This window comes from Gottfriedia acidiceleris (assembly GCF_023115465.1).
Classification (GTDB): domain Bacteria; phylum Bacillota; class Bacilli; order Bacillales; family Bacillaceae_G; genus Gottfriedia; species Gottfriedia acidiceleris_B.
Map to the genome: position 1 here is coordinate 3,468,265 of NZ_CP096034.1, position 15,758 is coordinate 3,484,022.

At 32.8% G+C, this 15,758-nt stretch carries 11 protein-coding genes and 1 riboswitch; of the genes, 2 read left to right on the top strand and 9 right to left on the bottom strand.

Annotated features, from left to right (window positions below):
• Positions 1-67: 67 nt before the first annotated feature.
• Positions 68-3,655, bottom strand: a complete 3,588-nt coding sequence (locus tag MY490_RS16455; RefSeq protein ID WP_248266647.1) for a bifunctional 2',3'-cyclic-nucleotide 2'-phosphodiesterase/3'-nucleotidase — start codon at positions 3,653-3,655, stop codon at positions 68-70.
• A 131-nt stretch (positions 3,656-3,786) separates the two neighbouring features.
• Between MY490_RS16455 and MY490_RS16460 the strand changes: the two genes are divergently transcribed.
• Positions 3,787-4,689: a LysR family transcriptional regulator gene (locus MY490_RS16460; protein ID WP_248266648.1), complete on the top strand. Its 903-nt coding sequence runs from the start codon at positions 3,787-3,789 to the stop codon at positions 4,687-4,689.
• A gap of 219 nt (positions 4,690-4,908) precedes the next feature.
• Complete coding sequence (locus tag MY490_RS16465; protein ID WP_248266649.1) at positions 4,909-6,090, top strand: Ger(x)C family spore germination protein; 1,182 nt, start codon at positions 4,909-4,911, stop codon at positions 6,088-6,090.
• Between the two features lie 746 nt (positions 6,091-6,836).
• Here the strand turns inward: MY490_RS16465 and MY490_RS16470 are convergent.
• The 8 genes from MY490_RS16470 to MY490_RS16505 all read right to left on the bottom strand — a co-directional run bounded on the left by MY490_RS16470 (position 6,837) and on the right by MY490_RS16505 (position 15,729).
• Positions 6,837-7,544, bottom strand: coding sequence for a hypothetical protein (locus MY490_RS16470; protein WP_248266650.1), 708 nt, complete (start codon positions 7,542-7,544; stop codon positions 6,837-6,839).
• Between the two features lie 304 nt (positions 7,545-7,848).
• A complete protein-coding gene (locus MY490_RS16475; protein ID WP_248266651.1) occupies positions 7,849-8,838 on the bottom strand; it encodes an aldo/keto reductase in 990 nt (329 codons plus the stop codon).
• Between the two features lie 75 nt (positions 8,839-8,913).
• Complete coding sequence (locus MY490_RS16480; RefSeq protein ID WP_248266652.1) at positions 8,914-9,498, bottom strand: histidine phosphatase family protein; 585 nt, start codon at positions 9,496-9,498, stop codon at positions 8,914-8,916.
• 259 nt (positions 9,499-9,757) lie between these two features.
• A complete protein-coding gene (locus MY490_RS16485; protein ID WP_248266653.1) occupies positions 9,758-10,714 on the bottom strand; it encodes an ATP-grasp domain-containing protein in 957 nt (318 codons plus the stop codon).
• Between the two features lie 15 nt (positions 10,715-10,729).
• A complete protein-coding gene (locus tag MY490_RS16490) occupies positions 10,730-11,779 on the bottom strand; it encodes an LLM class flavin-dependent oxidoreductase (protein WP_248266654.1) in 1,050 nt (349 codons plus the stop codon).
• A 145-nt stretch (positions 11,780-11,924) separates the two neighbouring features.
• A riboswitch (SAM riboswitch) is annotated at positions 11,925-12,031 on the bottom strand.
• Positions 12,032-12,184: 153 nt separating this feature from the next.
• Positions 12,185-13,276: a Ger(x)C family spore germination protein gene (locus tag MY490_RS16495; protein WP_248266655.1), complete on the bottom strand. Its 1,092-nt coding sequence runs from the start codon at positions 13,274-13,276 to the stop codon at positions 12,185-12,187.
• On the bottom strand, positions 13,273-14,364 hold the full coding sequence (locus MY490_RS16500; RefSeq protein ID WP_248266656.1) for a GerAB/ArcD/ProY family transporter: 1,092 nt from the start codon (positions 14,362-14,364) through the stop codon (positions 13,273-13,275). The genes MY490_RS16495 and MY490_RS16500 overlap by 4 nt, the downstream gene beginning before the upstream one ends.
• Positions 14,365-15,729, bottom strand: coding sequence for a spore germination protein (locus MY490_RS16505; protein ID WP_248266657.1), 1,365 nt, complete (start codon positions 15,727-15,729; stop codon positions 14,365-14,367).
• Positions 15,730-15,758: the final 29 nt, after the last annotated feature.

Genomic DNA, 15,758 nt, shown 5'->3' on the forward strand with positions numbered 1-15,758 from the left:
AGTAAATCATTAGACTAAAAAAAACTGTCACAAGTCAGTTGTACTGATTTGGACAGCTCTTTTTTTGTTAATTTACTTTTTGAATTCTTCCTTCAACTTCATAATTGAAAGGTCTTGGAAGTGATTTAACATAATCTACAGTTGCTTGAAGATCCTCTGGTCCTACTTCTAAATCAGTAGAACGTTCTCCAATACCATATTTTACATTTCCGTACATATAGTTGTTTACTACAACTGAATATTCTTTGTTCGGATCAATTTTACTACCGTTTGGTAAAAAGATATCTACTACCTTTTTAGTAGATGAGTCCCATGTATATTTAAAACCAGCGATATGGAAATCTAAGCCCTTATCAGTAATTTGATTATTTAATACTGTTTCAATGTCTAGACCGCTAAGCATTACTTTATTTAAGACATTTCCAAAAGGCTGAATTGCGAATAGATCACCAAACGTAACTTGACCAGCGTTAAGTTGCGCTCTAACACCTCCACCATTCATCATTGCGAAGTCGGCGTTCATCGCTGCCTTCATTCCATCTGCAATTAAGTTACCTAGTGCAAAATCACCATAAGTTTCAGAAGATGGATATCCTTTTGGTAAAGTTTGCATTGAGTCTCCAACAATCTCAGCTTTAATTGGCATAATTAAATCTTCATATTTTTTCATGATCGCAGAAACTGTTGGGTCTGGTGTATAGTCTTTTTGATAAACAGTTACTACTTCTGCTTGCTTCTTAACAATCTCACCTGTTACTGCATCTAGTTCTAAGTCAACATCTGAAAATGCAGAGCCATATGAATAAGCTTGTACAATTAATTTATTATCTACTTCTTTATTAACAAACACATGATTATGAGCAGCAAAGATTACATCTACTTCATCATCAACTTTTTCTGCAATATCAGTTGCATCATATAAGTCTGCTTTACCTGTTTGAAGAGTAGGATTATGTGCTAGTACGACAATTGCTTCGATGCCTTGTTTTTTTAGAATTTCTGTATAGTGGTTAATTGCCTCAACCTCATCACGGATCTCAAGCGTTTCGTTTCCTTTTCGAACGATCATTGATGGCGTTTCTTGTGTAACAACACCGATGAACCCAATTTTTTTACCGCCAACTTCTTTGATTGCATATGGTTGAGTGATTAATTGTCCAGTTGAAGTATCGTACGCATTAGCAGCGATTACTGGAAAGTTCATTCCATCATATCCCTTTGTACCCTTTGGATGTTCACCACCATTAATCATACGCTTTAATTCAGCTATACCTTCATCAAACTCGTGATTTCCAACTGTACCAACATCAAAGCCCATTGCTTCCATAACTTCTACAGTCGGTTCATCTTGGAACAACGCAGAAATCAGTGGGCTACCACCAATCATGTCACCAGCGTGAACTAGTAATGTATTAGGATTAGTTGTTTCACGTTGTTTCATAGCAGCAGCTGTGTATTCCATACTTCCTGCTAGTACTTCTTGTCCATTAAGCGTAACTTTTGTATCCGTATCAAGTTGTCCGTGAAAATCATTTAATCCAAGTAATTGAACTTTAATATTTTCTTTTGGAGCAGCCCCTAAATCTAATTTAAAAATTCCAAAGCCAGCATTATCAGTTTTATTTGTAAATGAAATCTTACTGTTAGGCTTTATAAATTCTTCCGCTCTTGGTGAAGTCGTAAACGTTACATTGACATTTCCGCTAATTGGTGCAATCGACCAGTTATAATCTGCAGTTGGTGTGATTGTTTTCGATTCAGAAATGTAATCCATTAAGATTTGACGATTTTCATCAGCAGAATCTACCACAAGCTCGCTACCTTTAACACCTGGGAAATTACCACCGCCACCAGCACGATAGTTATTTGTTACGACGATGAATTCTTGATTTAGATCAATTGGTTGTCCATTATAAGTTAAATTTATTACTCGACTTGAATTACGATTAACTAGATTTCCGTTTATATCATACTTTGCTGGTTTTGTTACATCAATTTGGTAGTTAACACCATCAATTACATCAAAGTTATAAACAGGGAAAGCAGGATTTAATAATGGTTGTTCTTCTGTTTTATTTGGATCAATTTGATTATATTTACCTGCCGTCATTTCAATCCATTCTTTAACAACAGAACCTTTTACTTTAATTGCTTTTAACGTATTATCATAAAGATATAGATCGCCTGCACTTCTTATCGTAAGATCGCCTTTTTTAATCTCCGTATATTCAGCTACACCATTACGTCCAGCTTTGAATGGAGCTCCTACTGATAAAATTGGTAATTCTTTATATTCAGGTTTCTTTTCTGCAATATATTTTTCTACAAACCATTTTTGTGCATTTGTAACAACTTGAATCGATGGATCATCTTGTATCAATGAGAAGTAACTATGAATATCATCGGTAGTTGTTCCGATTGGAGTATTTACATATTTAACTGTTGCATCATGATTTGGTTTAACAGCATTTACGATTTCTTGATCTGGAGCTACTTTACTTTCTGTTTTAGTTTTACCTGTAGCAGGATCCTTTACATCAGCCCAAATTTCTCTAGTTGAAGATTGAGAATTTACTACTGACCATTTTCCTTTTTCTTTTTTAAGTGTTAAATCAATTAATCCTAATGAACCACCACCGTATCCCGCTTGAACAGCAGGTACGCCATTAATTGTTCCTTTTGAATTATCAACACCTGGTAATGGCTTTTTATCTGCATCTAAAAATAATGCATCAAGAGTAGCCTCTGATTTTGCTGGAAACACCTTATGTGTATGAGAAAACGTAATTGCATCAATACCAGGTACTTCACTTAATGAATAAATAACATCTTCAGTATTTTCTTTATTCGCATTAAATCCTGAATGAGTCATTGCAACAATTACGTCTGCACCGTCTTTTCTCATTTCAGGTATGAATTTTTTAGCTGTTTCTACTATATTTTTCGTAATAACTTTTCCATCAAGATTTGCCTTGTCCCACTCATTAATTTGCGGTGGTACAAATCCAATAAAGCCGATTTTAATTTCTTGCTTCTTCCCTTGTTCATCAATCATTTTTTTCTTAATGATTTTATAAGGATTAAATTTGTTCTTATCATTATTAGGATTTTGATCGTGATCATCTACGTAAACGTTTGCATTAATGTACGGAAAATCTGCATCATTATATGCTTCGTTTAAAAAGTCTAATCCATAGTTAAATTCATGATTACCTAAAGTTGCAATATCATAACCCATTATGTTCATTGCTTTAAATACAGGATGAACTTCTCCTTTTTTTAATAGGTCAATTTTTGCTTCATATGTTCCGAGTGGTGTACCTTGTATTAAATCACCATTATCGACCAAAACATTATTTTGAACTTCTTTTCGTGCTTCCTTTACTAAAGTAGCAGTCTTAGCTAATCCAACTTTTTCATATGCTGCATCCTTGTAGTAATCATAGTTTAATAAATTTGTATGGATATCTGTCGTTTCCATAATTCGAAAATTTACTAAATCCTTCTCATCTTTATTCTTAGATGCAAGCACATTTACCGGTTCATCCTCTTTTGGTGTAGCATACGCCGGCATACTCATAACTGACATGCTTAATAAAGATAAAGCTAAAGAAAATGATAACACTTTTGAATTTGTGCGATTTTTTCTCCCCATTTATATTCCCCTTAAACATTTTATTAGGATTTAATTAAAAAACATCCCCGAAAATTATTATAAAATTAAAATAGGTTAAAATATATTTAATTATACTTAAACAAAGTTAACGATTTCTTAAGGAGCGAAAAATGAATTTAGACCATCTAGCTTATATTGTTGATGTTTCAAAAACGAAATCACTATCCATGTCAGCGAAGAACTTACATATTTCTGTTTCGGCAATCTCTCAGGCAATTAATAATTTAGAAGAAGAATTCGGATTTAAAATTTTTACCCGTTTACGACAAGGTACGATTCCAACATCTGAGGGAGAGAAATTAATTGAAAAATCCCTTAATGTGCTAGCACATGCTGAAAAATTAAAACAGTTAGCAATAAACAACAATGAAATACAAAAGGAGATTACAATTGCTACTGTTCCTGGACTAATGCATTATATCGTAAATTTAATTAAACTAATTAAAGCCGAAAATCCAAAGTCAAAGATTAGGGTTCACGGAAAAAATTCTTTAGAAATTTTGAATGATGTAAAAGAAAATAAATTACGTTTTGGTTTAATTTGGATTTATGATGAATTGATAAAAAGGAATAAAGAATTGGTCTTCGATATCTTTCAAGAAGTTAAAATAAATGTGTGTGTTAGTAAAAATCACATACTTGCTGAATATAAGCAAGTAACAATTGACGATCTAAAAAATGAAGCGTTTGTTGTGAATGATGAACAATATTTGAAATGGTATTATGATGAATTCTTAAAAGACAAAACAGAAATATTGTTTACAACAAATAATATCGATAGCATTAGAAGTGCTGTCAATGAAAATATTGCGATTACAATTGGCACAGACTTTGTTGTACAAAATGAACCACTCATTCAATCTGGGGAAGCTATTGCAATCGAACTGATTAATCCTTTTCATCGTCCTTTTTATGTTGGATGTATTCGAAATGTGAATCTTCCTCTTTCAGAATCAGATAAAAAGTATATAAATGAATTAAAAAATGAATTTGAACGTAGAAGCAATCGTTAAAAGCCAGTAGATAAATTGGAAATGACTAGTTCTGATCTAAAGCATGCACAATTTAAAAGGGTAATCTTAAAATGAATTTGTTTGTTTTTACTTCGGACTTCAGAAATTGGTACATTAAGTAACAAAAAATGGAAAAAATATACTATGTACATGAACCTCTTGAGTAATTGAAATTTGATATTAAGAATTAGAAAAAAGACGATTATTGGAGAAAAAAATGTGAAAAAGAAATTTTTTATTTTATTTCTGATTGTAAGTATGCTTTTAGGTGGTTGCTCTAACTATAAAGAATTAAATCAAGTATCTATTGTAGTTGCAATGGGGGTTGATTACTTCCCAAAAGAAAAAAAATATCATGTAATCACTCAAATTTTTAATCCTAGTGCAATTGCAACACAGTCAGGTTCTCAAGGTGTTCCAGTAATTGCAATAGATGAAAAAGGTAAAACCATTTCAGAAGCTGTTCGAAATGCGTCTAAGAAGGGATCTCGACAAAATATATATTCTCATGTTGCTCTTGTCATAATAGGAGAAACATTAGCAAAAGAAAAATCATTGAATAATATTTTCGATGTATTTGAAAGAGACTCTAAAATTCGTGTAAATATTCCAGTTATTATTGCAAGAAATAAAAGTGTTGATGAAATAATGAATAACATAGCAGCACTTGATAAAATATCTGCTAAATCAATTGTAGGTAAAATTAAAAATACATCAACCCTTTTAGGTGAAAATCAAGAAACATTAATGCGCGAGGCAATTTCTGCAATTTCTAGTAGTGGAAGGGAACCAGTAATAAATGGCGTGAGCTTAGAAAATAAAAGTGGAACATCACAAACACTTGAAAATGCTAATAAAGTCAATTCTAGTTATGATCGAATAAATGGCACAGGGATTTTTAGAGATGGAAAATTAGTTGGTTGGTTAGATGGACCACCGGCAAAATCAATACAAATTATTGATAATCTGATTAAAGAAACGAATGTGCAAATACCATGTAATAAAAAAGAATATGCTTCGATGGAGCTAACTCGGGTAAAATCTAAGACGGAAATTAAAATCAAGGATAATATTCCAATAATAAATATAAAAATCAAATCAATTGGCCATATTGACGAGGTATTTTGTAAAGCCAATTTTGATAAAGCAAAAAATCTCAATAAATATGAAAAGTTAGCTGAAAATGTTATAAAACAATCAATAGAAACAGGGATTTCTGAAGTAAAAAAACTCGGTGGAGATGCATTTGGATTTGGTGAAAAATTATACATGGTTCATCCAAAAATTTATAAAAAATATGAGGGTAATTGGAATGATACATTTAAAAAAGCAAAAGTTACAGTAAATGTTGACGTTCAAATTAATAATGTCGGAATGAGAAGGAAACCTTATCCTTATTAGGAGACGTATCTTCTGGAATGGATGATGATTTTGAATAAACTACTATGTTTTGCAAATCTGTAAGCCAATAGTTTTCATGATTGTAAAATAAATTCAAATTTTAACAAATCAATTCTTATTGAACAAACGCATGCGTGTGTTCAATAAGGGTTCTTAATTTCGAAACTACAAAGGCCTTCTGTATTATTCAGTGGCTTTTCAATGTAATGCAATATAATGCAATCAATATTAAAAAGTTCGAATACAACACTAAGTTAACAAACTTCGTCAAAAAGTAGTATATTTCATTATTATGAGGAGGTTTTACTACTATATCTCTACTAGTCATGTCCTTCCAAACATAGTGATACACTTAGAATTATTTCTTCTAATCAAAATCAAGAAATTTGTAGATATTTCCCGGGAATTTGTAAAAATTTGATATAAAATAAAATCTATTAATAAAAGCATTATTTAAAGTTGAAACAAACTATATCAGTTAACTTATATATGAAAAAGTCCAATATCTATCGGATACCACGTAGTGATACATTCGTTTGCTAGATTACTTTTAATGTGCTGTATCGTTTAAAGACTTTTTTGTATCGGATACAAATTTTTACTATTAAAAAGATTTTTGATTTAATTGCAATCTGTATCAGCCAATGGATACGAAACAAAAAGCCGATACAACCTTGTGGAAGTATCGACCTGAAAGTACTAATTAAGTATTCATTTTCAAAAGTTTAAATCAAATTTTCACAAGACTATTTTCTAAATAAAGAGAAAAGCCATCCCCATTTTTCTTTAGGCTTCTGTATCACAACTTCTAAACGTTTATTAAAATTATCCTGTGATCGCCATTCTTTTCTCTGTTCTTCTCGCATGTTTTGTATTTCTTCTTGTAAAAAATCAATTTTATGTTTTTCTTGTTCCAGTAATGTCTCGTACTGGATTTTTTGTTGTTCGGCTAATTTTTCAATTTTGGTATAAGTTTTTTTGGATGAATTCCCAATATTTGCGCTTATATCATGATGATCTTGTTGAAGCCTAGAAACCGCCGTTTTAAGTTCTGTCATATCATTTTTCAATTGAACATTCATTTCACGTGCAGCTGCGAGTTCACTAACTAAAAACCTTAAAAACTCTTTTAATTGATTTGGGTCATGTGGTAAATTTTCATATGTATCGGATATCGCAATTTGAGTTTCATCAAAACCTTCTAATCTTTCTTTTTGTTGAAATACGAGGTCTTTTGCAGTATCTTCCAGGGGCTTTTCTGAATCGCGTAACGCTATAAGCACTCTAATATCGGATTGAACAAATATACGCCGATCGCCATCTTTCAGGAACTCATATCCATTGCGCTCTAATATTTGGCCATACTTTCGAACAGTAGGTGTTGCAATACCCAGTTCTTCTGCTACTTCTTTGGAAGAAAAAGCTCGTTCATTCGGTTGTATATCACTTCGCATAACGGACCTCCTTTTTAACAAATATGAAGGATTTTTTGGCATATTGCAACAAATATCACTGTGATACAAAAAAACAAGTAATGATTTCCTACTTCAAAAGTTTTGAGGATAGCGCTATTTACAAATGCATTTTCCAATAAAAAGGTTAGAAACGGCAAAAGTTACAATTTGGATATCTATGAATTGTTCTACAAGTAAATCTATACTTTATAATCTAGAGCTATTGATAGTGAAATAACCTAAAAAAACTCCCTTTTCACACTTAAGGAAAATAGGGGATAAACTCATTATACTAAAATTGAAATTAATTAGAGCCTAAAGCACCAACTACCGGATGTGGAACATAAGGCTCTTCCAAATACGCAACTTCTTCAGCCGATAAATTAACCGACAATGCACCAACTGAATCTTCAAGATGTGAAATTTTAGTAGCACCAATAATAGGAGCAGTAACTGGTTCTTTTTGTAGTAACCAAGCAAGTGCAATTTGTGATCTTGATACCTGATGCCTTTCTGCTAATTCTGCAACTCGTTCCACTACAATTCTGTCTGTATTTTCAGTTGCACCGTATTTAGATTTTTGAACTTCATCTGTATCAGATCGAAGTGTAGATTCTGACCAATTACGTGTCAATCTACCTGATGCAAGTGGACTATATGGAATTACTCCAATTTTTTCTTCTTTACATAGGGGTAACATCTCCCGCTCCTCTTCACGGTATATAAGGTTCAGATGGTTTTGCATCGAGACAAATTTGGTCCATCCATTTTTCTCTGCAACATGTAGAGCCTTTAAAAACTGCCATGCATACATAGCGGATGCACCGATATATCTTACCTTACCAGCCTTCACTAAATCATGAAGTGCCTCCATTGTTTCTTCGATTGGTGTGTTATAATCCCAACGATGAATTTGGTATAAATCCACATAATCTGTTCCAAGACGTTTAAGGCTTTTATCAATTTCATTCATAATATGCTTTCTGGAAAGTCCTGAACCGTTTGGACCTTTGTGCATTGGGAAATAAACTTTTGTAGCAAGTACTATTTCGTCTCGATTGGCATAATCTTTTAACGCTCTACCAACAAATTCTTCACTAGTACCATCTGAATAGACATTCGCCGTATCAAAAAAGTTGATACCTAAGTCTAGTGCTTTTTTAATGATTGTACGGCTACTCTCCTCATCGATTACCCATGGATGGATCCAACGCTTTGCATCTCCAAATCCCATACAACCAAGGCAAAGTCTAGAAATTTCTAATCCTGTATTTCCAAGTTTTGTGTATTTCATTTTTAAATCCTCACTTTCAGAAATATGTAATCTATTAATCTTAAAGTTTTGGTTGAACAAGCTCTCTAAATCAAACTATACATGGACTATATCACTAACATTATGATTGATAATCTCTACTAATTTAAATTCCCTGTTCTCATATTCAAACTTCAAGATGCAACAATTTCCAATTCGATCTTGTTGTGAAATAGAGCTTTTATGTTCCCAGTACCTCATAAAGTTTCTCAATGCTGCTCCATGAGAAACAGCTAATACCACTTCATTATCTTCTTCCATTATTTTTTGACATGTAGTAGCCATTCGTTGTTGTAGTTCTTTTTGGTCTTCTCCGCCAAACTTAACAAAAAAGTCGCCATACGGTAATGGTGGATTTAAATCTTCACTTTCACCTTCAAACGTTCCGAAATTCCATTCTTTTAATCCTTTTAACCTTGTATACGGCAATTCTGTCACGATCTCCAGCGTATCACTCGCTCTTTCTGATGTAGAACAATAGGCATGATCGAAAATAATATTTTGTTCTTTAAAGTACTTTGAAGTAGCCTCTGCCTGTTTAATTCCTAATTCTGTTAGAGGTGAATCACACCACCCTTGAATCTTCCTTCTTTTATTAAATACTGTTTGTCCATGTCTCATTAAATAAAAAGTCTTTTTCATTTGGATCCCCCTTTTGAATCTTAAAAGTACATTTTAAAAATCAAGTGGAACGAATTCAATTGACCTTTTTAGCCTAAAAAATTACTAAGAACTTACAATCTAATATTATCAATATATTATTATTAATCGTTAGCATATTCCTCTCATATAATTGCCTAATACTCTAAAGTTCCAGAAAAAATTTAACTAACTGACAACAAAAAAGCCCAAACCTTAGTTATATTTAGGTTTGAGCTTTTGGGTTATTCTAACAATCTACTTAAGACGTTGCTGTTGCAGTGTATTTTTCTTCCAAAGTCTTCTTTAAAAATGCTGCTAATTCGAGCATTCCGAATTTTCCAGCTTTTTCTTCTGCATCTGAGTTATAGTTCGTATTTGTATTAATATCGTAAGTAAAAATTGTCCCTTCAGCATTTTTGATAAATTCGATTCCAGCAACTTGAACATTATTTTTAGCTAGAACCTCTTTATATTTATTTATAATTTCGTCCTCAAAGCCTTCAATGATTTGGAATTTAGGCTTCTCTTCTACTTCTTCTCCTACTGGGCAGAATAAATCACCAATTTGGCATGCATCCGCTGGGCATAGTTCAAACCCTTCTGAAGTATCTACTTTAACAGCATAAACAAAGTTTCCTCCTACAAATTCGCAACGAGTGATGTAGCTTTCAGGTGATTGGATATATTCTTGAATAAGTGTAATACCATCGACTGGTTCTTCAAAAGTCGGTCCATCAACATAAGCTTTTAAAGCATCAACACTATGGAATAACTGGACACCTAATCCTTTACCAGCACGATTGTGCTTCGTAATAAATGAATGTCCTTCAAAGCTATTAGCTGCTTTAAGAATGTTTTCTTTACCGACAGCTGCAATCGTTTTTGGTGTTTTAACACCATATTTGTTTAACTCTAAATATTGTAAAACCTTACTAACTTCTAGCTTCAAGGCATTCGTTCCATTTAAAACCGTACGACCATGCGCTTCAAGCCAAGCTAATACTTGCCCAGTAAATTCAGCAGCAAAACGATGATCACGTGTATGAGAAGAAGCACTCATTCGGCTATAAAAGATCCCTTCTGGTGGTTCTGTTGATAAATCTACCGTACCTTCATCTAAATGCCATTCCTCATAAGGAACTCCAAGCTCCTCTAATCTTTTTGTTAAATGGATTGTCCACTCACTGTTTTCATGTATTACATATACCTTACTCATTTTAATATCCCCTTTCTAGCTTTTTATTAAACTACGTTTTTGTTCTACTAATGGCATAACCTGCTTTGAAAAGCGTTCCATTTCCTCTAGTTGAGGTGAAAATTGTAATAATAATAAGTCTAAGTCAGCTTCTTCATATTGTAAAATTCGGTCTGCAATTTGCTCTGGTGTCCCTACTAGATTTGGTCTTAGACCACGATTTGAAACTGAGTAATCTTGTAATTGTATTTGTTGCTCTAATTGTGATTTTGTCGTGAAGTCTTTAAAGCCAGCATAACCGCTTGAATCTTTCACAGTCGTAATTTTTTCAAGCTCAGCCAAAGCCTCTTCTTCTGTATCTCTACAAATAACATAAGCAGCCATACCGAAAGAACTTAAAGGTGCATTGCCAGTTTGTTCACGACGTACCTTCATATCTGTTACTTTCTGTTTAATTTCTTCAACTGTTCCACCGTGCATCACATATGCGTCACATTTTTCAACAATTGTTTGCTTGCCTTTTTCACTTTCACCACCTGCATAAAGAATCGGATTTGGTCTTTGAACAGGTTTAGGAGCAAGCTTCGTACCCTTTAAATCATAAAATTTTCCTGAATAATTGAATGTTTCTTCTGTCCATAAGCCTTTTAAAACATCAATAAACTCCTCTGTACGAGCATAACGATCATCATGTTCTGTAAAAATACCGCCATATTGACGAGCTTCTTCTGCCCACCATGCAGAAACTACGTTTAGCGTAAAACGGCCGTTACTGATTTGATCGATATTAGCAGCCATTTTAGCTGTTACGGCTGGATTATGAAAACCTGGACGAATCGCGGTCATAATTTCAATTTTTTCCGTCACTGCAGCAAGTGCCGCTGCTGTTGACCAGGCTTCAAGTGAATCATGCTCTGGACCTTTAATATCGTTTAAATATAATTCAGCGATTAAAGTAGTCGAGTATCCCCATTTTTCAGCTGATTGAATGACCTCTTTAGCATAATCAAATGTTGGTGGCATGCTTTCGTCATCCACATTACGTAACCATCCTCCAAAAATCGGTAACCAAAAACCATATTTCATTTCTATTCTCTCCTTTATCATTAAAATTATCTAGTTTTCTCATTGGTTAAGTTGGGATTATATTTGTTTAACCTCCTGCGTAAATAAATAAAAAATAGAAAAAGCCTCCTTCATTCAGAAAGAGGCATCGGAAACAATTGTTTTCGACTTATCTATCAGAATGATTTCATTCTGCAGGAAGTGGCACCGTTCCTTAAAAAGGAGGTTGCCGGACGTCATAGGGCCTGATCCCTCGGTCACTCTCGATAAGTTTGAATTATGTAATTTCTTTAACTGAATCTTAAATCCTAGTAAACAGATTGTCAATAATGGAATTTAAACATTTTTATTAAGACAGCGCTTTCATTGTTGTATTTATTAGTAAAGATAAAATTTTATAATTATTTAATTAACATTCAATCGAAGTTAATACATAGTACCAGTTCCCTTTAAGTTCACTTCTGATTTTACTCGAAATTCAAGTTTCGGATAAATTTCTTCCCACTTATTTATTTCTTTTTTTGTCACTCCGTATTTTGCTTGAAAGTTTAACCCAAGTCCAAGTGGATCAACATTTAATTCCTGTAGCCGTTCTAGAAATTTTTTTGTTCTTGAGCTCATAAATATTGATGCTATTTTCTCATACTCTTTCAATTCTCTATTTTGATGTATTGATTTTTTAGATTCCTCAATAAATCCTTTTACCTTTATATGAACGTCTACATATGGCTTTTTATTTTTGGGCACAACGATTTCCATGTCAGTTTTCGTATTTCCAGCACTTACGTAAAATTGATTTTTTCCTTTTCCAACATTAATTAGTGTTGTTTTTTCTGGATTTAAAAGCTCATTAAGTAATCTTGTTTCATCGCGATTTAATACAGCTTTAAATTTTGTTCCTTTAAAAACTGCGGAAGTATTAATTTTAAAGGAACTATCGAACGGTTCAAGAATAGGTAAATATGGATCTATACCGTTTTCCTTCAATCGCATATAATAATCATTAAGTATCTCTGTCATTACATATGGTGACCTATTTAATTCTTCATTAAAAGCTAACACAACAGCGTTACCCGCTAATCTCTCTGATTTAACCTTCCATGATAAAGCTTCTTTTGCAGATGGTTCTCCTACAGCTACATAAGCAACTCCTTGAATATCTGGCCGTTTAATAAACCACTTCATCAAATCAATTTGGTTTACAACTAGTAGCTCTTTATCGATAGCGATTATCCTACAATGAGCAAAATCCAATTTTTTATCTACTAAAGATTGGATTATTCTAATTGCCTCAGAAACTGAAGTTGATTTTTGAGAGATAATTTGAAAATTAGACCTTCCTGCTCCAACTTGTGCTGAAGGGATGGCTAATTTCACTGACACAAGGTAGACGCCATTTTCATCTGTTTGATCGATTCCTATGCCTACGACAAAAAAACGTTTATCAACATCGAGTAATTGGCAACCAGACATAAAACTTAATTCCATAATTAACAATAACGTTAAAATACGTTTCATGCTCTTTGCCTCCGAGATAAGAAAAAAATTAAACCTACTAATATGACTTCAGCAGGAAAACGGATATTTTGCCATATTTTAATAAGATCAAATAATTCTCTTTCGTTAGTAATCATCTGCAAAATCATCGTAAGGACTCCAAAAAATAGTAAGATCATATATCCATAAAATTTCCTTTTTTTAGCAGGTTTCAAATTATAATTAAAGAACATTCCTTCAAATAGTTTTAAACCAACATGCCATGTTAATATGCCAAAGAGCAGTGATAACAAAAGGAATATATAAAGCATCAAATATAGCACTCTTTCGATAAACCCATATTCCATCCTAAGAGAATCAGTTATGAAAATCCAAGGAAACACTACATCATTAACTCCTTTAACACCTAAAAAAGCAATTGGGACGAAAAATGTAAAACTAATTACAATCAATCCGATTAAAGGTAAAATCCACAAAAATCTAACAACCTTTTTAGTATCAAGATAACGATTGAGGATAACTAGATTTATATAGCCTATAAAAAAATAAGTAGAAGCCGAAAGAGAGCTATAATTAGGCATTTGCCAAAAGTAATGGAGTATTCTTTTAATATGGACGAAATAAAAATATTTGCTTGCCATAGCTTTATAAACAATGAAAAAAACAATTGGAGTAGCTATAAGAACCATTATTTCAATAACGTTGAGTATTGATTTTGTATGATTATTTGCTCCAAAAATAACAATAACTAGAAAAAAAACTAAAACGTATTTCATATTCAACTCAGTAATTAAATACAGTACAGTTATATAAGTGAAAGAAATTAATACAAAAGCCCCGGCAGCCAACCACATTACGCCTAAAAATGCTAAGTAAGTGTTTTTTAAAAGCTTGGGTAATCTATTGTTAAAAATTTCGGGCAATCCTTTATTAGGAAATTTACTTATTCCAATCGTAAAAAAGTAAATAAAAATTCCACCAACGAAAACACCCAACAACATCGATATAAGAGACCCATTAAAACGCTCGCCAATTAAAACCATTGGTGCATTGATAATAATGTTCAACATCATTGTTAACAGTACAGTATAGTAAAAGTGACGAGTCAACTAGCTTTGCCCCTCCTTTGGGTTCTCAGAAATCGTTTCAACTTTGTCGGAAGATCCCCATGCAATCGCTAAAAAAGGAGTCCCAAAGCTTCGCTTATTAGCTAAATAACATATAAGTACAAGCATACCTCCAACTAAACCGACCATTCCAAATAGAGTTGCTAATAAAATCAGTGGGTATCTAATACATCGAATTGAGAAACTCATGGAACTAATTGGTATCGTAAAGTTAGAAATGGCGACAAATGCTGTAATAATAATCATGATGGAACTTACAAGTTGTGCTTGTTGTGCAGCTTGACCAAGAATAAGTCCACCAACAGTCGTAGCTGTTGGGCCAATTACTCTTGGTAGTCTAATACTAGCTTCAACTAACATTTCAACAGCTAACATCATAAAAAGCACTTCAAAAATTGATGGATAAGGAACTCCTGCCCTACTACCCGCAATCGTCAAAGTAAGTTGTGACCTTAATATTTCCGGATTATACGAGGTAATCGCAACATAAAAAGCAGGTAACACCAATGTAATAAAAAGGGCTAAATATCGTATTGATTGCAAAAGTTTTTTTATCCAAAATGAATGGTATAAGTCATCCATTGAGGAAATAAAATCAAAAAATACTGTAGGCGTACTTAAAGAGAAAGGTGTTCCATCCATAACAATAATCACCTTACCTTGGGCAAGATTTAAAACAGTTCGATCAGGTCTTTCTGTTATCATCATAGTAGGAAATAAATGCATCTTTTTATCAGAAAGTTTACTTTCTAATTGACCAACTGCTTGAATTACATCAACCTTTACCCTCTTGAGCCGGCTTTTTAATTCATCAATTACCTTTTTATCTGCATAATCAACATCATAAAGTATTCCTATATTTGTTTTTGTGATTGTTCCAACTGTTTGATATTCAATGCTTAATTTACTTGAAGGATATCTTTTACGAATTAGCGCTATATTTGTACTTAAGTCATGAGAAAAAGCTTTTTGTGGTCCATGAACTGAAGTTTCTACTGAAGCTTCTTCAGATTCAGTATTCAACGCACGCATTGCATTAAAAGAATAAATCCCATTAGATATGAAAATTAACACATTACCTGAAATTATATATTCACCTAAATACCTTTTGTTTTGAATCGACTCACAATTAGATAAGGAGAGTAAGTGTAAAAGAAATTTACTTTCTTTATCACAAAGCATAAGTGGTTGGATTATATCAGTTTTAATTTTATCTGCGTCACATAAATCTTGAAGATAAATTAAACAAATTTGCTGTTCGTAATATTCAAAAGCATGGACAACTAAATCTTTTGACGCCTCAAATTCTTGCTTAAGCGCATTTATTACTGCAAGTTGACTCCTCATCGTATGCTTCCCTCCTTATATTTTCTTTT

Excerpts from the sequence above, each read along its gene's own strand:
- MY490_RS16475 (WP_248266651.1), bottom strand. The coding sequence starts at position 8,838 with ATGAAATACACAAAACTTGGAAATACAGGATTAGAAATTTCTAGACTT.
- MY490_RS16495 (WP_248266655.1), bottom strand. The coding sequence starts at position 13,276 with ATGAAACGTATTTTAACGTTATTGTTAATTATGGAATTAAGTTTTATG.
- MY490_RS16455 (WP_248266647.1), bottom strand. The coding sequence starts at position 3,655 with ATGGGGAGAAAAAATCGCACAAATTCAAAAGTGTTATCATTTTCTTTA.
- MY490_RS16460 (WP_248266648.1), top strand. The coding sequence starts at position 3,787 with ATGAATTTAGACCATCTAGCTTATATTGTTGATGTTTCAAAAACGAAA.
- MY490_RS16480 (WP_248266652.1), bottom strand. The coding sequence starts at position 9,498 with ATGAAAAAGACTTTTTATTTAATGAGACATGGACAAACAGTATTTAAT.
- MY490_RS16470 (WP_248266650.1), bottom strand. The coding sequence starts at position 7,544 with ATGCGAAGTGATATACAACCGAATGAACGAGCTTTTTCTTCCAAAGAA.
- MY490_RS16490 (WP_248266654.1), bottom strand. The coding sequence starts at position 11,779 with ATGAAATATGGTTTTTGGTTACCGATTTTTGGAGGATGGTTACGTAAT.
- MY490_RS16485 (WP_248266653.1), bottom strand. The coding sequence starts at position 10,714 with ATGAGTAAGGTATATGTAATACATGAAAACAGTGAGTGGACAATCCAT.
- MY490_RS16505 (WP_248266657.1), bottom strand. The coding sequence starts at position 15,729 with ATGAGGAGTCAACTTGCAGTAATAAATGCGCTTAAGCAAGAATTTGAG.